The organism is Pedobacter paludisoli, from assembly GCF_052344095.1.
Classification (GTDB): Bacteria; Bacteroidota; Bacteroidia; order Sphingobacteriales; family Sphingobacteriaceae; genus Pedobacter.
Window position 1 is genome coordinate 4,093,997 of the sequence record NZ_CP179926.1, and the last position, 21,115, is coordinate 4,115,111.

23 protein-coding genes are annotated in these 21,115 nt (G+C 37.2%); 17 read left to right on the forward strand and 6 right to left on the reverse strand.

Annotation, left to right across the window (positions count from 1 at the left end; all coding sequences use genetic code 11):
* Window positions 1–102: 102 nt before the first annotated feature.
* The 8 genes from ACJVDK_RS16825 to ACJVDK_RS16860 all read left to right on the forward strand — a co-directional run bounded on the left by ACJVDK_RS16825 (window position 103) and on the right by ACJVDK_RS16860 (window position 8,487).
* Window positions 103–1,428: a sulfatase-like hydrolase/transferase gene (locus ACJVDK_RS16825; protein WP_443937826.1), complete on the forward strand. Its 1,326-nt coding sequence runs from the start codon at window positions 103–105 to the stop codon at window positions 1,426–1,428.
* Between the two features lie 91 nt (window positions 1,429–1,519).
* Window positions 1,520–3,217 (forward strand): single-stranded-DNA-specific exonuclease RecJ, encoded by a 1,698-nt coding sequence (gene recJ / locus ACJVDK_RS16830; RefSeq protein ID WP_443937827.1) that lies wholly within the window; start codon window positions 1,520–1,522, stop codon window positions 3,215–3,217.
* A 69-nt stretch (window positions 3,218–3,286) separates the two neighbouring features.
* The gene (lptB, locus tag ACJVDK_RS16835) at window positions 3,287–4,024 is read left to right on the forward strand and encodes an LPS export ABC transporter ATP-binding protein (RefSeq protein WP_443937828.1); all 738 of its coding nucleotides are present in this window, start codon (window positions 3,287–3,289) and stop codon (window positions 4,022–4,024) included.
* A gap of 60 nt (window positions 4,025–4,084) precedes the next feature.
* Window positions 4,085–5,605: a GH3 auxin-responsive promoter family protein gene (locus ACJVDK_RS16840; RefSeq protein ID WP_443937829.1), complete on the forward strand. Its 1,521-nt coding sequence runs from the start codon at window positions 4,085–4,087 to the stop codon at window positions 5,603–5,605.
* Window positions 5,606–6,054: 449 nt separating this feature from the next.
* Window positions 6,055–6,618 (forward strand): DUF2306 domain-containing protein, encoded by a 564-nt coding sequence (locus ACJVDK_RS16845; protein ID WP_443937830.1) that lies wholly within the window; start codon window positions 6,055–6,057, stop codon window positions 6,616–6,618.
* Window positions 6,619–7,518, forward strand: a complete 900-nt coding sequence (locus ACJVDK_RS16850; RefSeq protein WP_443937831.1) for a YARHG domain-containing protein — start codon at window positions 6,619–6,621, stop codon at window positions 7,516–7,518.
* A 17-nt stretch (window positions 7,519–7,535) separates the two neighbouring features.
* Window positions 7,536–7,958: a YkvA family protein gene (locus ACJVDK_RS16855; protein ID WP_443937832.1), complete on the forward strand. Its 423-nt coding sequence runs from the start codon at window positions 7,536–7,538 to the stop codon at window positions 7,956–7,958.
* A 118-nt stretch (window positions 7,959–8,076) separates the two neighbouring features.
* Window positions 8,077–8,487: a BrxA/BrxB family bacilliredoxin gene (locus ACJVDK_RS16860; protein WP_443937833.1), complete on the forward strand. Its 411-nt coding sequence runs from the start codon at window positions 8,077–8,079 to the stop codon at window positions 8,485–8,487.
* A gap of 41 nt (window positions 8,488–8,528) precedes the next feature.
* Here the strand turns inward: ACJVDK_RS16860 and cdaA are convergent, their stop codons facing one another.
* Window positions 8,529–9,320 carry a diadenylate cyclase CdaA gene (gene cdaA / locus ACJVDK_RS16865; RefSeq protein WP_443937834.1) on the reverse strand — a complete coding sequence of 264 codons (792 nt, stop codon included), beginning with the start codon at window positions 9,318–9,320 and terminating at the stop codon, window positions 8,529–8,531.
* Window positions 9,321–9,380: 60 nt separating this feature from the next.
* Window positions 9,381–10,235, reverse strand: coding sequence for a dihydropteroate synthase (gene folP, locus ACJVDK_RS16870; RefSeq protein ID WP_443937835.1), 855 nt, complete (start codon window positions 10,233–10,235; stop codon window positions 9,381–9,383).
* 97 nt (window positions 10,236–10,332) lie between these two features.
* Here folP and ACJVDK_RS16875 point away from each other — a divergent pair, with 97 nt between their 5' ends.
* The 5 genes from ACJVDK_RS16875 to ACJVDK_RS16895 all read left to right on the forward strand — a co-directional run bounded on the left by ACJVDK_RS16875 (window position 10,333) and on the right by ACJVDK_RS16895 (window position 14,207).
* Window positions 10,333–10,878, forward strand: coding sequence for a DUF1599 domain-containing protein (locus ACJVDK_RS16875; protein WP_443937836.1), 546 nt, complete (start codon window positions 10,333–10,335; stop codon window positions 10,876–10,878).
* Between the two features lie 3 nt (window positions 10,879–10,881).
* Window positions 10,882–12,033 carry a BT_3928 family protein gene (locus ACJVDK_RS16880; RefSeq protein ID WP_443937837.1) on the forward strand — a complete coding sequence of 384 codons (1,152 nt, stop codon included), beginning with the start codon at window positions 10,882–10,884 and terminating at the stop codon, window positions 12,031–12,033.
* A complete protein-coding gene (locus ACJVDK_RS16885) occupies window positions 12,034–13,086 on the forward strand; it encodes an ABC transporter permease (RefSeq protein WP_443937838.1) in 1,053 nt (350 codons plus the stop codon). It abuts the gene before it with no gap.
* 39 nt (window positions 13,087–13,125) lie between these two features.
* Window positions 13,126–13,680 (forward strand): shikimate kinase, encoded by a 555-nt coding sequence (locus ACJVDK_RS16890; protein ID WP_443937839.1) that lies wholly within the window; start codon window positions 13,126–13,128, stop codon window positions 13,678–13,680.
* A 242-nt stretch (window positions 13,681–13,922) separates the two neighbouring features.
* Window positions 13,923–14,207: a hypothetical protein gene (locus tag ACJVDK_RS16895; RefSeq protein WP_443937840.1), complete on the forward strand. Its 285-nt coding sequence runs from the start codon at window positions 13,923–13,925 to the stop codon at window positions 14,205–14,207.
* A gap of 91 nt (window positions 14,208–14,298) precedes the next feature.
* On the opposite strand, the gene ACJVDK_RS16900 is transcribed toward ACJVDK_RS16895, so the two are convergent.
* The 3 genes from ACJVDK_RS16900 to ACJVDK_RS16910 are packed head-to-tail and all read right to left on the reverse strand — an operon-like array spanning window position 14,299 to window position 16,933.
* Window positions 14,299–14,700: an acyl-CoA thioesterase gene (locus ACJVDK_RS16900; protein WP_443937841.1), complete on the reverse strand. Its 402-nt coding sequence runs from the start codon at window positions 14,698–14,700 to the stop codon at window positions 14,299–14,301.
* 27 nt (window positions 14,701–14,727) lie between these two features.
* Entirely contained in the window at window positions 14,728–16,431 is a 1,704-nt protein-coding gene (locus ACJVDK_RS16905; RefSeq protein ID WP_443937842.1) for a M28 family peptidase, read from the reverse strand.
* Window positions 16,432–16,474: 43 nt separating this feature from the next.
* Complete coding sequence (locus ACJVDK_RS16910) at window positions 16,475–16,933, reverse strand: DoxX family protein (RefSeq protein WP_443937843.1); 459 nt, start codon at window positions 16,931–16,933, stop codon at window positions 16,475–16,477.
* A 212-nt stretch (window positions 16,934–17,145) separates the two neighbouring features.
* Here ACJVDK_RS16910 and ACJVDK_RS16915 point away from each other — a divergent pair, with 212 nt between their 5' ends.
* The 3 genes from ACJVDK_RS16915 (at window position 17,146) to ACJVDK_RS16925 (ending at window position 19,272) form a co-directional block, all read left to right on the forward strand.
* Window positions 17,146–17,256, forward strand: coding sequence for a phenylalanyl-tRNA synthetase subunit alpha (locus ACJVDK_RS16915; protein WP_443937844.1), 111 nt, complete (start codon window positions 17,146–17,148; stop codon window positions 17,254–17,256).
* A 155-nt stretch (window positions 17,257–17,411) separates the two neighbouring features.
* Window positions 17,412–18,830 carry a 23S rRNA (uracil(1939)-C(5))-methyltransferase RlmD gene (gene rlmD, locus ACJVDK_RS16920; protein WP_443937845.1) on the forward strand — a complete coding sequence of 473 codons (1,419 nt, stop codon included), beginning with the start codon at window positions 17,412–17,414 and terminating at the stop codon, window positions 18,828–18,830.
* A gap of 40 nt (window positions 18,831–18,870) precedes the next feature.
* Window positions 18,871–19,272 carry a hypothetical protein gene (locus ACJVDK_RS16925; protein ID WP_443937846.1) on the forward strand — a complete coding sequence of 134 codons (402 nt, stop codon included), beginning with the start codon at window positions 18,871–18,873 and terminating at the stop codon, window positions 19,270–19,272.
* A 65-nt stretch (window positions 19,273–19,337) separates the two neighbouring features.
* On the opposite strand, the gene ACJVDK_RS16930 is transcribed toward ACJVDK_RS16925, so the two are convergent.
* Entirely contained in the window at window positions 19,338–20,039 is a 702-nt protein-coding gene (locus tag ACJVDK_RS16930; RefSeq protein ID WP_443937847.1) for a head GIN domain-containing protein, read from the reverse strand.
* Between the two features lie 166 nt (window positions 20,040–20,205).
* Here ACJVDK_RS16930 and ACJVDK_RS16935 point away from each other — a divergent pair, with 166 nt between their 5' ends.
* Window positions 20,206–20,715: a phosphoribosyltransferase family protein gene (locus ACJVDK_RS16935; RefSeq protein WP_443937848.1), complete on the forward strand. Its 510-nt coding sequence runs from the start codon at window positions 20,206–20,208 to the stop codon at window positions 20,713–20,715.
* Window positions 20,716–21,115: the final 400 nt, after the last annotated feature.

A 21,115-nucleotide genomic window follows, 5' to 3' on the forward strand; every position in this document is an offset into this window, starting at 1 on the left:
TTTTTCTTTTGAATAAACACCAAAAAAATCGATTTATCAATCAATTAAAGAAAGAATGTTAATTTATTGAAATGTTTTTTAACTTGCATGAAATTGAAATAAATGAAATCCTTATCCTTTTATCTCTTACTGTTTTTTGGCTTTAGCATGTTCGCTAATGCGCAAAAAAAACCGAACATCATACTAGTTTTAGCAGACGATTTAGGCTATGCCGATATTTCGAGTTACGGTAATCCATTAATTCATACTCCTTTTTTAGATGGAATGGCAAATAAAGGTGTATTAGCCACAAATTTTGTAGTATCATCGCCAACCTGTTCGCCTTCTCGTGGGTCGTTATTAACGGGTAGGTATTGCAGCCGTTACGATATTCCAGCTCCGATAGGCCCAGGAGCAAAGCGCGGTTTACCAGTGGACGAAGTAACCATTGCACAAATGTTAAAACCCGCAGGATATGCAACCGCTTTAGTGGGTAAATGGCATTTAGGCGATCACGGAGAAACTTTACCAAATAAACATGGTTTTGATGAGTTTTATGGCCTGTTATGGAGCCACGATTATCGCGCGCCTTACGTAGCAACAGATACCGTAATGAAGCTTTGGAGAAACACTAAGCCCGAAATATACAAACCCCACGACAGTATTTTAACGAGTTCGTACGCCAAAGAATCCGTGCGTTTTATTAAGCAAAGTGTGAAAGATAAAAAGCCCTTTTTCTTGTATTTAGCACAAAATATGCCGCATTTACCGGTAGCCTTTGCCGCACAAAAACACCGCAAAACACGTTCGGCCGGAGGAGAACTTGGCGATGTAATTGAAGAAATGGACGAAAGTTTAGCACAAGTTTGGAAAGCAGTAGAAGAAAGCGGGCAAGCTGATAATACCATTTTTATTTTTAGCAGCGATAACGGCCCCTGGTTAAATGCACCAGATAGAATGTATGCAGATGGATTTACAAGACCTTATCATATTGGCTCAGCAGGCGTTTTCAGAGGTTGGAAATCACTATCATACGAAGGTGGCCACCGTGTTCCATTTATCGTTTACTGGAAAGGACATACCATGGTAAACCATCAGTTTACCAAACCTATTTCAAATTTAGATGTGTTGCCAACACTTGCAGAATGGACAAAAACGCCATTGCCAAAAAATACTTTAGATGGTCAATCCATTGCAGCCGCATTAACGAATAAAAATGATCAAACGCCACATCGACCAATTTACTACCATGCCTATGTTTTAGAAGGTGTGAAAGATGGTGATTGGAAGTTGAGAATTACCAAAAGGGATTCGGGATTGTTTAAAGAGCTGTATAACTTGGGATGGGATCCTTCGGAGCGGGTCAACTTATTCGACGACAATAAGTACGCAGGGCAAAGAGCGCATTTACTGGAGCTTTTTGATCAATATCCCGGAAACACGAAATAACCAAAATACCTGTAGAGAGTTACTAAAATTTAAATTTAGTAACTCTTTGCGTTTAATTTAAGTGTATATTTACTGTTCGGAGACTAAATAAATGGAAAAAAGATGGGTGCTTGCATCTAATGATAACAACGATACGAGAAGCGAATTAGCAGAACAACTCAATATAGACCAATCCTTAGCACAAATACTAGTTCAAAGAGGTATTTTAAGTTTTGATCAAGCAAAAGATTTTTTTAGGCCAGATTTAACCAAATTACCCGATCCTTTTTTAATGAAGGATATGGATGTTGCAATCGAACGTATTGAGAAAGCGTTGCTTAATGGCGAGAAGATTTTAATTTATGGCGATTACGATGTTGATGGAACCACTTCTGTTGCATTGGCATATAGCTTTTTTTCCAAATTAACAACCAACATAGAATATTACATTCCCGATCGTTATTTGGAAGGATACGGTATTTCTACCGCTGGAATTGATTACGCCCAGCAACATGGTTTTTCTTTAATTATTGCTTTGGATTGTGGGATAAAATCAATTGATAAAATTGACTATGCCACTAGTTTCGGAATAGATTTTATTATTTGTGATCACCACTTACCCGGTGATGAATTACCCAACGCTGCTGCGGTTTTAGATCCAAAACGTGCCGATTGTGCCTACCCCTTTAAAGAGTTGGCGGGCTGCGGAATTGGGTTTAAATTGGCGCAAGCCTATGCGCAGAAGCATGCATTACCAGAAGAAAATTATTTGCAATACCTCGATTTGGTTATGGTAAGCATTGCCGCGGATATCGTTCCCGTAGTGGGCGAGAATCGAATTTTAGCCTATCATGGTTTAAAAAAATTGAACAACAATCCATGCGAAGGTTTACGGGCCTTAATGCAGGTTTCAGGAAGAACCGAAAACTACACACTAACCGACGTGGTATTTACCTTGGGCCCACGAATTAATGCAGCCGGTAGAATTGATCATGCCAAACATGCGGTAGCTATGTTGTTGTGTGAAGTTGATAGCAACGCACTCGAACAGAGTGAATTAATTAATCTAAAAAATACAGAGCGTAAAACGTTCGATCAAGATATTACCCGCGAAGCATTGGCTTTAATTGCAGGCAGTGAAGCGCTAATTAATCGTAAAACGACCGTTGTATTTAATAAAAATTGGCATAAAGGCGTAATAGGGATTGTTGCATCCCGCTTAACGGAAAAATATTATCGCCCAACCATTGTTTTGACAGAATCGAACGGACAAGTGGTTGGCTCTTGTCGATCGGTGGTGGGCTTCGATTTGTATGAGGCTTTAAGTGGCTGCTCCGATTTGCTGGTGCAGTACGGTGGACATAAATTTGCGGCTGGATTAACCATGCAGCAAGATAAGGTAGAAGCCCTAGCCAGTAAGTTTGAAGAAATCGTAGCGGATAGTATTACCGAAGAAATTTTAACACCGATGATTAACATCGATGCAGAAATCGATTTGAATCAAATTGATGGAAAATTTTATCGGATTTTAACCCAAATGGGACCATTTGGGCCTGAAAACATGGCTCCCGTGTTTGTGTCGAACAATGTTTTTTTAGCACAATATGCAAGCATTGTTGGTGCAAATCATTTAAAAATTAATGTAAAACAACAAAATTCAACTATTTTTGAAGGCATTGCATTCGGCTTGGCAGAGTTTGAACAAAAACTTCGTTTAAATCAACCTTTTTCTATTTGCTATACGATTGAGGAAAATGTTTGGCGCGATAAAAAACGATTGCAATTAAATATAAAAGGAATTAAAGTTTGATAATTAATCCCGAATATACTATCAGATATTAATATGATAGGCGCAAATAAAGGGGGATAACAGAGAAATATGATCTTAAAGGCAGAGCATCTCGTAAAGAAATATAAGCAGCGTACAGTTGTAAACGATGTATCTTTTAATGTAAAACAAGGAGAAATTGTGGGCTTATTAGGTCCAAATGGGGCAGGTAAAACCACTTCTTTTTACATGATTGTAGGCTTAATTAAGCCAAATGAAGGGCGTATTTTCCTGGAAGACGAAGATATTACACAAGACCCCATGTATCGCCGTGCACAAAAAGGAATTGGTTATTTAGCCCAGGAAGCATCCGTTTTTAGAAAGCTTTCGGTTGAAGATAATATCAAGTCTATTTTGGAGATGAGCAAGTTAACCAAAGCCGAACAAAAAGATAAATTGGAAGAACTGATTAATGAATTTAGTTTACATAAAGTGCGTAAGAATAGGGGCGATTTACTGTCAGGCGGGGAACGTCGGCGAACCGAAATTGCGCGTGCCTTGGCAGCCGACCCTAATTTTATTTTGTTGGATGAACCCTTTGCCGGGGTAGATCCAATTGCTGTAGAAGAAATTCAAACCATTGTAGCTAAACTAAAACATAAAAATATTGGTATCTTAATCACAGATCACAACGTACAAGAAACCCTTTCAATTACCGATAGAGCCTATCTTTTATTTGAAGGAAAAATTTTAGAACAAGGGGTACCAGAGGTACTTGCCGAAAATGAAATGGTTCGAAAAGTTTATCTTGGTGCAAACTTTGTTCTAAAGCGTAAAAATTTTCTGTAATAAATAACCTTATCGCAATTTCATTGTTAGTATATCCAATGAAATAATTTAATTTTAAGCATGGCCTTTGTAAACTCTATTTTTACTTGGATTATGAAAAAGCGCATTCATCAGATTGAGCTTTTCATGAAATACCCACACGATGTTCAGGAAGAATGGTTTCATACATTGATTGATAGCGCCGCGAATACAGAATGGGGGAAGGCATACGATTATAAATCAATCTTAAACATCCAGCAATTTCAAGAACGTGTTCCGATTCAGCAATACGATAGTTTAAAGCCTTATATTGAGCGAATGCTCAATGGCGAGCAAAATATTTTATGGCCATCGGAAATAAACTGGTTTGCAAAATCATCAGGAACAACCAGCGACCGGAGTAAGTTTATTCCTGTTTCACCAGAATCATTAGAAGAATGTCATTTCAAGGGCGGAAAAGATATGCTATCTATTTATTGTAATAACCGACCCGATAATCAGATGTTTACTGGTAAGGGGCTCGTGCTGGGCGGTAGTCATCAGGTAAATCAATTAAATGAAGATTGTTTTTATGGCGATTTATCCGCTGTGCTCATTAAAAATCTGCCTATTTGGGCCGAATATTACCGTACGCCAGATATGAGTATTGCCTTAATGGATAACTATGAGGTTAAAATGGATCGCATGGCAGAAGCAACCATTCAAGAAAATGTAACCAATATTTCAGGTGTTCCAACATGGACCATCGTTTTAGCTAAAAAAGTATTGGAATTGACGGGGAAAAATAATTTATTGGAAGTTTGGCCAAACTTAGAATTGTACATTCACGGAGCCGTTAATTTTGCTCCATATCGCGAACAATTTAAACAGTTAATTCCTTCGAATGACATGTACTATTTAGAAACGTACAATGCATCAGAAGGTTTTTTTGGTATTCAGGACCAAAGTCATTCCGATGAAATGTTGCTCATGCTCGATTATGGGATTTTCTATGAGTTTGTTCCGATTGAAAATTGCCAGGATGAAAATCCCAAAGCATTGGTTTTGGGGGAAGTGGAGCTTTTTAAGAATTACGCCATTGTCATTTCAACCAATGGCGGATTGTGGCGTTACATGATTGGCGATACCGTGCAATTTACTTCCTTAGCCCCATATCGGATAAAAATTACCGGCCGAACCAAGCACTTTATCAATGCTTTCGGCGAAGAAGTAATTATTGATAATGCCGAAAAAGCCCTAACGAAAGCCTGTTTAGAAACGGCTGCTGAAATAAAAGATTATACTGCCGCACCTATCTATTTTAAAGAAGAAAAAGCAGGCGGCCATGAGTGGATTATCGAGTTTGACAAACAGCCGAATGATTTCGAGAAATTCATCGATATTATGGACAATACCTTGCGCGAAGTGAATTCAGACTACGACGCAAAACGCTTTAAAGATATGGCTTTGGCACGTCCAACGGTTCACAATGCGCCCAGCAATACATTTTACAATTGGCTAAAGGCTAAAAATAAATTGGGCGGACAGCATAAAGTACCTCGTTTAGCAAATGAACGAAAATATGTAGAAGATATTTTGTCGATGATGAAATCGACAAAGTAAGTTTTGAGCAGGGCCTGATTGAAACTAATGAATTTTTAAAGTTTTTTAGAATAAACCTGAAAGGTTGAGTTTAAAAAAAAATTACCTGTTTTGAAAAACAAGGTTTCGGTATTGTCGGCAACTTTAGTCCCGCTGTTCGTTTTACTCGCCAATAAAAAATTGGCTTCGTGTTCACTATCATCGGGTTTAGATTGAACAGTCTGTACTTTGGAATCAATAACAGGCCTACCCCAAAACAACAGCAATTGTTAAATAAAGAAGATGAAGTGTATCTCTTCTATTCGTCAACAATCAGCCATTTTTATCGAGTATTCGTTTTCAAATTATTTAAATTCATAATTAAAAGCAATACTTTGGTCTAGTTATTGGTAAGTAATTTTCTAAAAAATAATGTGATTAATTACAAACGCATAGCGTGGCTTCTGTTTTTTGCGTACTTCTTTATCTTGATGCTTCAAATTACTTTGCGTTACATTCCTTTTCGTAGCGAAGTATCCTTTCTGCAAATTAAACAAACTGAAGTAACTGGCATAAAGCTATATCTACCAATTTTTTATATGCATGTTTACAGCTCAATATTTGTATTGATTGCAGGTTTTACTCAATTTAACAACCAAGTATTAACCAAATTTCCAAGAATTCACAAATCATTAGGCTATCTTTATGCAGGGGTAGTTTTAGTATTCTCCGCACCATCGGGTATTTTTATTGGCTGGTTTGCCAATGGAGGCATAACCGCCAAGATTTCTTTTGTGCTTTTAGGTTTCTTGTGGTTTTTCTTTACTTTGCAGGCCATTTTAAGTATTTTTCGCAAAAATATACTTACGCATAAAGCGTTTATGTACCGTAGCTTTGCATTGGCAACTTCGGCAATAACTTTACGCTTGTGGAAAGTAATTTTAGTATATTTATTTCATCCAGCACCAATGGATGTTTATCAAATAATTGCATGGTTAGGTTGGATGCCTAATTTACTTATCGCCGAATGGCTAATTAAACGAAAAAAAAAATAAATGAAGCAGGTTTTATTAATCTCTTTAATCTCCCTCCTAATGTTTTCTTGCAGTAATAGAAAGTCCTCAAATAGTGAAGACAGCAGTTCGATCATCAGTAACGATGAAGTTATTGAAGAAGAAATTCATAAAGAATTATATGGCTCTTGGGTGGGGTATTTTGGATATGGTGAAGATAAATGGGGTTATACTGACGGTGATTATACTGTTCAAGATAAATTAAACATCATTATAAAAAGGATAACTAAAGATAAAGTTGTAGCTCAATATTTTGTTGAGGGTAAACGCTACCAGCTGGAAGGTAAATTTTATGAAGCGGATATGGGCTTTATTTTAGATGAACCTAGTGAGGCTAAAAGGGCAGGGCGTTTTACATTTAAATTATTTAAAGATAGCTTAGTTGGTACTTGGGTTCCTTTTGATAATAGTTTAGATATCCCCAATAGAGAATATAAACTGGCTAAAAAGGAATTTGCGTACAATGCCGAATTAATGTTGCCTAGCGAGGAAAGTTACGTAGATTGGGGTAATGAAAAACGAATCTCTACGTATGATACACTGGATGATGGCACAATAGATACATTTATAAATGTGTTTTCAAGAAGTGCTTCTTCAGAATCTGTAGCGAAGTTAAATGCCTCTACCACCCTATTAACCGAGCAGGATTTAAAAAACTTAAAAAAACTCGAATTAGAAATTATAAAGAATACCGTTTACGCCCGACATGGTTATGCTTTTCAGAAAGAAACATTTAGACGCTTTTTCGATCCAGTGGAATGGTATATCCCATTAAAAACTAACGTAGATAGCGAATTAACATCAGTAGAAAATAAGAATGTAAAAATAATTGATCGTTTTATTAAATATGCTGAAGACAATTACGATGCTTTTGGTCGTTAATTTGTTACCTATTAACTATGAAAATAAACAGGCAAAAAATAAAGGAATATTTCAAGAAATCGCAACAACATGCCGATGGTTTATTAAAAGATCGTGGCAAGGCGATGGAAACCGTAAAAGAGGCATTTGGGAAAGCTGTAACCAATAAAGGTCAACTGGAATTGGTATGGGATAAAATGCTGTTGTTGTTTGGCGTTGCAAAAGATTACATGAGTGGCGATTACACGCAAATCCCAAAAAGGTCTATTGTGGCGATCTTGGGCGGATTAATTTATTTTCTATCACCCGTTGATGTCATCCCCGATTTTGTGTTGGTTTTCGGTTTTATAGATGATGTATTCATCTTAAATTTGGTTTATAAGCAAGCAAGCAAAGATTTAGAGCAATATAAAGCATGGAAGGATGCGCAAACGCAAAAGGTAATAGGTATCGATATCTAAAAAGTAAAGCTGCTATTGCGCCGAAATTAATTTTACCTTAAGAATATAAAGTCGCTGTGGCATCCCAACCGATTTTCGTATTTTTGTCAACTGAAATTGTAAATAAAAAACAACGATAATGTATCCAGAATATTTAGTAGAACCAATGCGTAAGGAATTAACCAACGTTGGTTTTGAAGAGTTAAAAAATGCCCAAGAAGTAGACGCAGCCCTTAAAGGCGAAGGAACGGTATTGGTAGTTGTAAATTCGGTATGTGGTTGTGCAGCAGCAAATGCTCGTCCAGCAGCACGCGCAGCAGCGGCTCACGAAAAACATCCTGATAAATTGGTTACCGTTTTTGCAGGAATGGAAAAAGAAGCAGTAGACCAAGCAAGAAGCTACATGGTGCCTTTCCCTCCATCATCTCCAGCAATGGCTTTATTTAAAGATGGTAAATTGGTTCACATGATTGAGCGTCATCAAATTGAAGGTCGTCCAGCACAAATGATTGCCGATAATTTAATTGGGGCTTTCGAGCAGTATTGCTAATTTTTTTAGGTGTTTGGTTTAAATATGCATAGGCCAAACACCTAGAAATCTCTATTTAGAAGTTTCTCCAATTCGCCAAAAGAAACATTCATGCGAACTCTTCCTTGTTTGGCGTATGAAATTTCACCTGTTTCTTCCGAAATAATCACGGCTACAGCGTCGGTGGTTTCAGAAACCCCAATACCCGCGCGATGACGCAACCCAAATTGGGCCGGTAACTGATCGTTATCTGTTAAAGGTAAAATACAACTGGCACTTTTAATTTTGTTCTCAGAAATAACAACTGCTCCATCATGTAGTGGACTATTTTTCTGAAAAATACTTTCCAATAAACGTTTCGATATTTTCGAATCAATGAGCTCGCAACTATTGGCAAAAAACTGCTCGTCATAAAATTTTACAAACACCATTAATGCTCCTGTGCGTGTTTTTTTCATGCTTTTGCAGGCGTCAATAATAGGCTTAATACGCGTTAAGTTGTTGCGTTCAATTTCTTTCCGGCCGAATAAATACCCCCACCAAGCTTTGTTTTTTTGAAGAAAAGCATTTTTGCCTATCAAGAGTAAGAAGCGTCTGATTTCCTGTTGGAAAATAATAATTAAAGCAATGATGCCCACGCTCATGAACTTGTCGATGATGGTGGTTAATAATTTCATGTGCAAGGCGTCAACAATACGATAAAAGATCGCAATAATCAACATCCCCAAAAGCAAATTAACCGCCAGGGTATTGCGAATAAGTGTGTACACGTAGTAGATTAAAAGCGCAACAAGCACAATATCTACCATATCTGTGATGTTAAATTTTACAAAATCGAAATCAAGTCCTTTCATTAATGGCAAGATAAGAAATTAGGAGGAAGAATAAATAGCATTTCCATTAAAAGGCTAACGCTAACCATTCAACATGGAAACTAACTGAATGCATTCTTTTGCCTCCTTTACATCGTGAACCCGCAAAATATTGGCCCCCTTTTGTAGTGAAATTGTGTTTAAAACACTAGTTCCGTTTAATGCTTCTTCCGCCGAAGTATTTAAAACTTTATAAATCATACCTTTTCGAGAAAAACCAACCAAAAGGGGTAAATCAAATAGCTTAAAATCCTGTAATCGATTTAATAAAGTATAGTTGTGTTCAATAGTTTTGCCGAATCCAAAGCCGGGGTCTAAAATAATATCCTTTACATGCAGGGCTTTGAGTTGGGCAACTTTTTTCGCTAAATAATCAATCACATCAACGGTTACATCATCATATGAAGGGTTTTGTTGCATGTTCTGTGGAGTCCCTTGCATGTGCATGATGCAATACGGAACCTGAAGACGGGCGATGGTTTCAAACATGCGTTCGTCTAAATCCCCAGCAGAAATGTCGTTAATGACATGAGCACCCGCTAAAATTGTTTCTTCAGCAACTTTGGCTCTGAAGGTGTCAATAGAAAGAATAGCCTCTGGAAAGTTTTTAGTAATTTCAGTAATTACGGGAACCAAACGGCTAATTTCTTCTGCTTCCGATATATCCACTGCACCCGGACGCGAAGAATATCCACCAATATCAATAAAACTTGCCCCTTCAGTTAAAAATTGTTCCGTTTTGCGCAAAGCTGTATCCATAGAATTGCTTCGGCTATTGCTGTAAAAAGAATCGGGGGTAATGTTGATGATACCCATTACTTTAGGACTGCTTAAATCAATTAATTTACCTTTGCAATTGAGGCTATAGTTGGGTTTGGTATTTTTTTTTTCAAACATATTATGCCCTTTCGGGATTTGGGTTTCGCTATAAAAATGTATCTTTAGCTTTTGTTTTTTATACAAAAATACATTAAAAATTAAACAACTTTCGGCCTTGGCACAAACAAATACATCTACCCAATTTGACGAAGTGATTGCAGTTTGCAGATCCTTATTTTTAAAGAAAACGAAAGACTATGGTACAGCATGGCGCATTTTACGACCGCGCTCTATAACCGATCAAATCTTTATTAAAGCGCAACGCATCCGTACGCTCGAGGAAAAAAAGGTGAGCAAAGTGGGTGAAGATATTACATCAGAATATATCGGTATTGTAAATTATTGCGTTATTGCTATGATGCAGTTGGAATTAACGGATGCTGATCCATTAGAACTTCCGTACGAACAAGTAGAGAAAATTTTCGACGAAAAAGTTCAAGAGAATAAAACCTTAATGTTTGCGAAAAACCACGATTATGGCGAAGCTTGGCGCGATATGCGAATTAGCTCCCTAACCGATTTAATTCTAATGAAAATTTTTAGAGTAAAACAAATAGAGGATAACGAAGGGCAAACACTTGCCTCCGAAGGAATTAATGCAAATTATCAAGATATGTTAAATTATGCGGTTTTTGCATTGATAAAATTAGATATAAAATAATTCATGAAGAACAAACTACTCAGCTTTGCCCGCATTTTTGTCGGAGTGTTATTTATCTTTTCCGGACTAATTAAAGCAAATGATCCACTCGGATTTGGTTACAAATTACAAGAGTATTTCGAGGTGTTTCATATGGATTTCTTGAACGGAATGGCTGTAACCTTAGCTATTTTACTCTGTACCTTAGAAATCGTTTTAGGCGCTTTATTATTACTCGGTTTTTGGGCTAAAAAAGTAGCTTGGGGCTTGCTAGAGTTAATTATTTTTTTCTCATTATTAACGTTTATTTCAGCCGCGTTTAAAGTGGTGACCAGCTGCGGATGCTTTGGCGATGCCATTCCATTAACACCTTGGCAATCGTTTGGTAAAGATTTGATTCTGTTGATTTTAATTGGTTATATCTTCCTCAAAAGAAAAGAAATTCAACCTGCTTTTAGTAAAGAAACAACTCAAAAATATATCTTCGCTGCGGTAACCGTTGCATCCTTAGGTTTTGGTTTATTTACCTATAATTTCTTGCCTATTATTGATTTTTTACCATATAAAGTGGGTGCCCATATTCCAACATTGATGTCGATTCCATTAGGTGCAATACCCGATGAATATGAGATTATGTACCACATGGTAAATAAGAAGACCAAAGAAGAGAAAGATTTGAGCGATAAAGAATACCTCAAAACAGAAATTTGGAAAGATGAGAATTGGGAAATTAAAGGGGAGCCTTCACAACGTTTAGTTAAAAAAGGATATTCACCTAAAATTAAAGATTTAATTATTTCAGACGCATCTGGAACCGATTATACCAAAGAAATTATCGAAAATCCGTATTACAACCTCATATTTGTTGCCTACGATTTAGATAAAACCAATACAAAAGCTATGGGCGATTTCAATGCGCTCGCTTTAAATGCTACGAAACAGTTTAACATTCGCACCGTTTTATTAACCTCAAATTCAGCACAAAAAGCAGAGAGCTTTATTAAAGAGAATAATATCTTCTCAGAAGTATTTTACTGCGATGCGGTACCGTTAAAAAGTATGGTTCGCTCAAATCCAGGTGTTTTGTTGTTAAAAGACGGCGTCATCATTAATAAATGGCATTACCATACCTTACCATCATTTGAGCAGCTGTCAAAAAAATATTTTGGAAATTAAATGATACAGTACGCACTTAAAAAGCTTCTATACGGTTTACTGGTAATGGCCGGTATCGTTTTGGTGGTTTTTGTGCTATTTAATATTTTGCCAGGCGATCCCGCCAGGATGACTATGGGGCAACGCGCGGATGTGCAATCATTGGAAGCAGTACGCAAAGAGTTTGGTCTCGATAAATCGAAGCCAATGCAATTTGTACTTTATTTTAACGACTTATCGCCAATCAGTGTTTTAGATGCCGATAGTACGGCGCAGCAAAAATATCACTACCAAAAATTGGTCACGTTTGAAAAGAAAGCCTTGGTTCTAAAATGGCCGTACTTGCGTAGCTCGTACCAAACCAAACGCGATGTAACCGCAATTCTTTCCGAAACTGTGCCAAATACATTTGTGTTGGCACTAACCGCCATGATATTTGCTACTTTAATTGGTGTTTTCTTGGGGGTTTTATCTGCAGTTTACAAAGATACTTGGATAGACCGCGCAGCAAATGCTTTCGCTATTTTAGGAATTTCAGCCCCCTCATTTTTTGCCGGAATCATTATCGCTTGGCTATTTGGTTTTCTATTGAGCGATATCACAGGATTAAAAATGAGCGGAAGTTTATACAGCTACGACCCCTTCAAAGGAGAAATTTTAACCCTCCGAAATCTGTGGTTACCCATGATTACCTTAGGCTTAAGACCCTTAGCCATCATTGTGCAGTTAACCCGTAGCGCCATGCTCGATGTGTTGGCGCAAGACTATATTCGAACTGCCCGCGCAAAAGGTTTAAGTAGAAATAGCATCATTTACAAGCATGCCTTAAAAAATGCAATGAATCCTGTTATTACGGCCATTTCAAGCTGGTTCGCCTCCTTATTGGCCGGGTCGTTTTTTGTTGAATATATTTTCGGATACAACGGCTTGGGAAGAACAACCGTGGCAGCCTTAGAAATGTCAGACTTCCCCGTTGTTATGGGCGCTATTTTATTTATCGCGTTTGTTTTCGTGGTAATCAATATCTTAGTCGATATTTTATATGCCTATGTAGACCCACGGGTGAAATTGTAAAATCTTTTCCCTAAGCAACTAGGCCATCACACATTCAGTATGCAAGAAGAAATTCAAACTCCAGAACAAAACAAAACGCAACCCAATGTAGGTTTGGTATTTTTGGTAGGTTTTATGGGCTGTGGTAAAAGTACCAAAGCAAAACAATTGGCTCAACGTTTAAACAGCACCGTTATCGATTTGGATGCTGAAATTGTACAGGCTACCGGAAAAACCATTGCAGAATATTTTGCCGAATTTGGTGAGAGTGGCTTCCGTCAATATGAAAGTAATTTGTTAAAAACATTCAATTATCCAGAAAACAGTATCGTGGCAACAGGAGGTGGATTACCTTGCTTTTTCGATAACATGGACTGGATGAAAGCGCATGGCCAAACCGTTTATCTACAAATGGAACCTGCACAATTGGTTTCACGATTAGGTAAAAGACACAAGCGTCCTTTAATTGCCCACATGGATGATGAACAACTTTTAGCTTTCATCAAAACCAAGCTCAAAGAACGCGATGTGTTTTATACACAAGCAAAATTGGTTATCAATGCATTCGATTTAGATGCCGAAAAGCTCGAAAACGAAATCCGTTTAAAAGCATAGTCTACTCGCTTTTTTAACTAGAAAATGAATGGCAGCATTTCATCGTAGGCGATAGCCCCGCTGCCGTTCCTGCCTCCCAGCAAAAGCTTGGAGGGCATCCACTCACATCGGGTTTAGAAACCCCAAACACTGCTTAAAAACAACCGCTAAATTCAGATGAAGTACCTTCTGGTGGAAGTGGTTTTTTAGGCTCATCTGGCACTATTTTTGCATTTTTTTGTTACACACACAAACACACACAAATGAAAAAATTAGTCCTCCTACTGCTTGTGCTAGGCACAATAAGCTGTAACGCCTATCAGTATTTCGAACCCAAATATACCATGGGTATGCAAGAACAAGAGTTTGCGAAGTTAAACAGAGATGCCATTAAAGTTTTTGGAGATGAGAGCGATGTGGTCATTTACCGAACGATTAATGAGGCAACTAAGCAATTTAAATTTTTTGTTTTTTCAAAACAAAAATTGATTCGGTTTGAAGAGTCTAGTCAGCCAGATGGTTATAAATGGATACAACTTTCGAAATAATTAAACAACGCCGAGCCAAGCAAGTTATTTGGCTCGGCGTTAAATTAATTTATAAATAAGATATTAAAAATTCTAGAAAGTTTCAGCAACATTAGTCGGGGATGTGGTCTTCATACTGGTCTGCAATATATTTAATCTGGGTTTTTCCATGCGGAGTAGGCTCACCATAATCGTTAATGTTTACAAAAACTATTTTGTCAATTGTTAAAATACTTTTGCGGGTAATTTTATTGCGTACCTCACAACACATAGTCAACGATGTGGTTCCAAAGGCAGTTGCGGTAATACCGAGTTCAATGATATCGCCTAATTTCCCCGAGCTCACAAAATTAATCTCCGACATATATTTCGTTACAACCTTTGGGTTTTCAAGTTGTACAATAGCATAAATTGCAGCTTCTTCGTCAATCCATTTTAATAAACTTCCGCCAAATAAGCCACCATTGGGGTTTAAATCTTCAGGTTTTATCCATTTACGTGTGTGAAAATTCATGCGTATTTATTTAAGTGTAGGTAAGGTCTATTTCAATTCGTTTAAGTACAATGCAGTTTGGCTTTCGATGGCAGTAACGGCCTGCTGTATGGCTGTGTCTGTCGGTTTATTTGGTGCGTCTATTGGTAGGGTAGAAATGGTTTTAAGCGCAGCAGTATACCACTTTGTCCAAGCTTCCAAAATGCGTTTCTCATCATTAATTTGTTTCCCTTCGCTAATCGCTTTTTTACTTAATTCAAATTCCGTTTTTAATCGCGCCAACGCATCATTCTTTACTTGGTTTACGGTATACTTCGCTGTAGTTTCATCTGCCGAAAGCAAGGTGTAGGCAGCCGTTAGTGCACTGATTCCAACATTTTTCATTTCAGTAGGCGAAACCTTATCTAACCGGTCATTATCAGTATGGTAAAACATATCGGTAAAGTGCCACATTAACAAACCGGGTATATTGTTTTGCAAGAAAGGAGTATGGTCGCTACCTCCTTCAAATGGATTGTAACTTACGGTCCAATTGGCAAATGACCCTTGAGCTTTACACAAATCAAACACAAAATCGTTAAAATAATGAGGAAAGAGGTCTTTTTCGGAAAGTTTGCTGGCACCCCATTCCGTATGTTTATCATTACCACGTGTCCAAATGGCAGAGGGGTCGGGCATTTTTTCAATCAAAAAAGTTCCGCCTGTTTTTTCGGTGTCTTCGCCTACCATGTCGAGGCTCAAGCCCCATAAAATGTCCTTTTTACGTGCAGTATCTTCAACAATATATCTTTTGGTAGAAGTAATTTCATCGCCCCACAAAAAAGTAAGCGTTCTAGCCGGATTCAGTTTTTTTGCTTTGTAAAGCTCGGCGCTTAAGCGTGCCATTTCGGCCAAGGTGCCTACTCCTGTAGCATTGTCGTTTGCCCCGGGTTCTTGCACATGCGCACTAAAAACGAAGCGTTCTTGCGGTTTTACATTGCCTTGAATGTTGGCCACTATGGTTAATTCTTCAGCGGAATATATTTTAGTCGCAATGTTGGCTTTAACCTGTGTGCTACCTTTTAAGCAGCTGGCTTTTAGTCGTTCTTTTGCTGCATACGATAACAACAAAGCCCAAACTTGGCTGTTGGGTTTGATGCTTCCAAATTGTATAGACGTTTGGTTTTTCTCAGGTTGCGTGTAATTTGGCATTGAATAACCTAAAACACCTATTGCGCCTGCTTTTTCCGCAATTGAAATTAATCTGGAAGCTGAAGTCTCTGAAAACAAAATTTTCCCCTTGAGGTCCATTTTTTCAATTTCCGATGGATTGAGTTTTTCCAAGTACACGACCGTTGCGGTATTCCCGTTCGCAGGAGTGGAGATGCAATTAATCGGAATCATGTTGCGGTTGCTATGAAAAGAAAGCAGTGGGAAATTTTCTCCAATGATTTGGAGATTGGCATCAACCGGTTCCCAAGTACCTCTTGAAAGCGGCCGTTTTTCAATGCGGTAGGTTAAAGGAGCCTCCGTTTCACTTTTATTTTGCTCGACAAATCCTGCTTTTTTTAATATGTCTTCAACATAATGAATGCTAGCATTGAAACCAGTATTCCCTGGAACCCGAAAAAACTTTTCTACAAAGGCAGTAGTTTTATACGCATTTTCCTCCTTAAAACCTGTTCGGGTTAACTTAAAATAGCGTTCGCTCGGACTTTGGGTGTGACCCACCAGACCCCATAAAATGAGGCTAAAAAGAAGCTTCGTTCTCATGTATCGACATTAAAAACGAAATATACTAAGAAATATGGAAGGATTAATCGTAGCGTTTTCCTTTTTTATGCTTAAGCCCTTCATCAACCGATAATGGGCCAGAGCCAATTACCCAAAAAAGAATCAGTAAGAATAAAATCAATACCGATAACCATAATTCGGAGTTGAGCATAGAAAAGCCTCTGGTTAGGTTTACAAAGAAAACGGCAAACAATAAGATTGGAATTTGTATAACCACCGCAAAGCGTGTAACCAAACCCAGCATAATTAAAATACCGCCAACCAAGTGCGCAAAAGCTACTAAATGAATAGCTACGCTAATTAATACCGCCGAGAAGCCGAATACGTTGTTCTCAGTTAACATGGCTTGCAAAACGCTGGTATCACTAATAAATGAAACGCCTTTTAAAAAGATTACGAGGCCTAAAAGAATGCGTACATAGTCTAGCCATTTTGTTTGATGAACATCGCCCCAATGCTCAATTTTACGGATAACGTTCATGATGAACCCCCTTTTTTATGAATGTAGTATTAAGTTACGATTAATGTTTTGAAAAATCAAATAACATTTTGATAGTCAGTTGAATGTAGTTTTAAACAGTTTAGGGACTCGATTATTAAAAATGCGCCAAAATTCACAATTATTTAATTTGAACTAATTTGGTTTTTGGTATGAATTTTGTATTATTGTGATAATTAATTAGGTTTTTGAGCATGAGCAAAGAAATATTAGAGTTTTCTATACAGGTAGATGAAAAATTTGATCTAAATTTTAGCTTGCTAGGCGGTTTCGTTGCTTTTGTGGTTAAATTTTTTGAAAAATAATTCTACTCGGATCAATTTTAAATAGATTCTTATCCAGTTATTGAGATGAATACATTCTCGATACCTAGATGGGAATACCTCATGGGCTGTGCCCAAAAAATCAGCTTGTATCTCTAATTTTAACTTTCATCTTTTACCTGTATCTTTGCGGCATAATGAGTAGAAGAAAACCAGGTACGGTAACAATTGTTCCAAATGTACACGTAATTGATATCGCCGAAGAGGGAAAAGGCGTAGGAAAAGCCGATGAATTAGTCATTTTTATCGATAAGGCGGTTCCGGGTGATGTGGTAGATGTACGCTTAACCAAAAAGAAAAAGAACTTTGCAGAAGCAGTAATTGAGCAATTGCATCAAAAATCCGATTTACGTACAGAACCTTTTTGTCCTCATTTTGGAACCTGTGGTGGTTGCAAATGGCAACACATGGGGTACGATTCTCAGTTAAAGTTTAAGCAAAAGAACGTAGAAGCAGCTTTGCAGCGTTTAGGCAAAATAGATACTTCATTTTCTGAACCAATTTTAGGGTCAGTAAAAAACAGATATTATCGTAATAAACTTGAGTTTACGTTTTCAAATAAACGTTGGTTAGATAAAGCCGATATCGAACGTGATGAAGCATTTGATATGAATGCATTGGGTTTTCACGTTCCATTGCGCTTCGATAAAATTTTAGACATTGAGCATTGTTACTTGCAAGATGAACCTTCAAACTCGATCAGAAATGCGGTGCGCAAGTATGCATTGGAACATAATTTATCGTTCTACGATTTACGCAATCACGAAGGTGTTTTACGGAATTTAATTATTCGTACCTCAACTACCGGACAAGTAATGGTGGCCGTGGTTTTTGCCTATCCAGAGCAGGAACAAATTGAGGGTTTAATGGGCTTCTTAAAAGCAGAATTTCCGCAAATTACTTCTTTGCTTTACATTGTAAATCAGAAGAAGAACGATACCATTTTTGATCAAGAAGTGCATGTTTTTGCTGGTGAAGATCATATTTTTGAAGAAATGGACGGTATTCGCTTTAAAATTGGTGTAAAGTCATTCTATCAAACCAATTCAGAACAAGCATTTGAATTGTATAAAATTACGCGTGAATTTGCGGGTTTCAAAGGCGATGAATTGGTGTACGATTTGTATACCGGAGCAGGAACCATTGCTAATTTTGTGGCAAAAAGTGTGAAACAAGTTGTTGGCGTGGAGTATGTGCCTACCGCCATTGAGGATGCTAAATTTAATTCGAAATTAAATGGCATCGACAATACTATTTTCTATGCTGGTGATATGAAAGATATTTTAACATCGGAGTTTATTGCTCAACATGGTAAACCCGATGTAGTGATTACAGATCCACCAAGAGCAGGCATGCATGCCGATGTAGTAGCGCGTTTGTTGGAAATGGAATCGGAAAAAATTGTGTACGTAAGCTGTAATGCTGCAACACAAGCCCGCGATTTGGAATTGTTAAAAGAGAAATACGAAGTGGTACGCATTAAACCAGTTGATATGTTTCCGCATACCCAACACGTAGAAAATGTTGTTTTGTTAAAATTGAAACAGGGAATTTAGATTGAAATCTCTTGTTTACAGGAATTAATTCGAATTTATAATGAATAGGGAAGAATTATTAGGCGCATCGTCTGAAGAGAATAGCGGTTCAGGAAAGAAGCAAGAAAGCCCGCTGGTTAGCTTAGAAAGAGATTTATATCTGTATTCAGATTCGCTAAAAGAAGTGGCCATGGAGATTATGATGGAAGGTATTTCTTCTTATCCAATTTTTATTGCCCATCAGCACGAGGTTACTATTGGTGAGGTTATTTTAGATAGAGCAGAGTTGAATACCGACTGGACCATTCAAGCATCCACTTTGGAGGAGTTTGTTGAAAAAGGAATTATCAACAAGGATAAAAAAGACGCTTTTTTAAAAGCATATAAACGCCCCGAACAGCATATGTGTTTATTTGTGATTGTTCCGGAGGGCGCAAATTTTGTATATTATCCTTACAAATAGGCTAAAAAAAGCAAGCTGTTTTACATCCATAAAACAGCTTGCATATCAACTAAAACTAAATTTATTTATTGTACGTGCTTCACATCGCCACTTTTTGAGTTTGACGATTTTAAAGACGCATTGCCTTTGTAATGAATATCGCTTCCGCCCGAAGCATTTGCCTCTAATCCTTTTGCAACATTGATGTACACATCTGAGCCTCCCGATGAGTTTACTTTTGCATATTGCGTAATAAAATCATAGGCTTTAATATCGCTGCCACCACTAGAGGCAATATTCATATTTTCTGCTTTGCCTTTTAAGTAAACATCGCTACCACCACTTGTAGCTACAGATAAGTTGGTGCAGAACAAGTCTATTTTAATGTCGGCACCACCTGAACTATTGATTGACATTTTCTCAGTTTTAATCGGGTTTTTTGAAAACACATCTGAACCGCCCGAAGCTGCAATGGCATTCAGTTTTTTATAGTTTACATATGCATTAATTTGTTTGTTGTTAAAAAGTGAGTTCCAATTGAATCCTTCTTTAAAATGGATATTGAGGTTTTTACCTTTTTGTTCAACAACGATATTACTGAGTATTTCTGCATCAGCCTGAATGCTAACAGATTCGCTATTGCCTTGTGTAAGGTAAAGATTGATACCACTACTAACGCCAATGGCTTCAAAGTTGGATACTGGAAATTTTTTTGAATCTTGTGCCTGACTAAGCATGCTGCTTAAAACAAGCGAAAAGAGCACGGCCGATTTTAGTAAATTTTTCATAGTTGTTATTTTTCCGAAATGGTTTTTAGATTCTTGAACGTTAAAATTTGGTTCGTTTATAAGACGCATTTTTTTTCGAAACGTTGCAAACTTTTGAATTTATTTTTCAAATAGTTTGAATTTAAGATGTAAAATCGTTCTTTTTGTATTCAATCTTTTATATACAATGGCTGCATCGCAATTACTTATTTTAAACAAAAAACAAATTCAGCAAAAGATCGATCGTATCGCTTATCAGATATTAGAGGATAATCTGAATGAGAAGGAAATTGTATTGGCTGGTATTTGGGATCGTGGATATAAAGTTGCTTTGCGTTTAGAAAAAGTGCTAAAAAAAATATCTGATTTCAAAATAACGTTATTGAGAATAGATTTGGAGCGTGAAAGCAGCAAACTTATCGCCAAAACAGATTTGGATGAAAGCCATTGGAAAAATAAGGTGGTTATCATTGTAGATGATGTATTGAATAGTGGAAAAACACTGGCTTATGGCTTGGGTGTTTTCTTGAATACGCCACATAAAAAAATTAGAACAGTAGTTTTGGTTGATAGAAGCCATAAAATTTTCCCAATCGCAACAGACTTTGTTGGACTTGAACTGGCAACGGTTTTAAAAGAACACGTAGATGTGATTATGGATGTAGAAGGGGAAGAGGATAGAGTTTATTTAAGCTAATTACAACTCTTTTTTTTCTGAATCCAACGTAATTACCCAAAAAGTAGCACGTATTTTTTCTTAATCCCGCTAGCAGGGAAGTTAATTTCATTACATTTTTTATCAAAAAAAATATTTTTTGTATGATTAATTCGAATGATTTTTAATATTTTTGTCGTGTTTTTTGGTGGTAAACTATTGGTGTTTAGCTTTTTTTGGTTTTTGAACGTATAAGCCGCAGTCAATAGGAGTAGTAGCTAATTTTAACAGCATCAAGTAAATTGTTTAATCGTCCCATTTAAAATTCTTAAACTTCTATTCCTTTTTCTTTTAAGAGTTCCAAAGCGTGGATGGTCGTGCTTTTATGATTTTGATGACATCAGTTCTGCATCGAGCGTGATAGCTTTTTACTTTATAAATT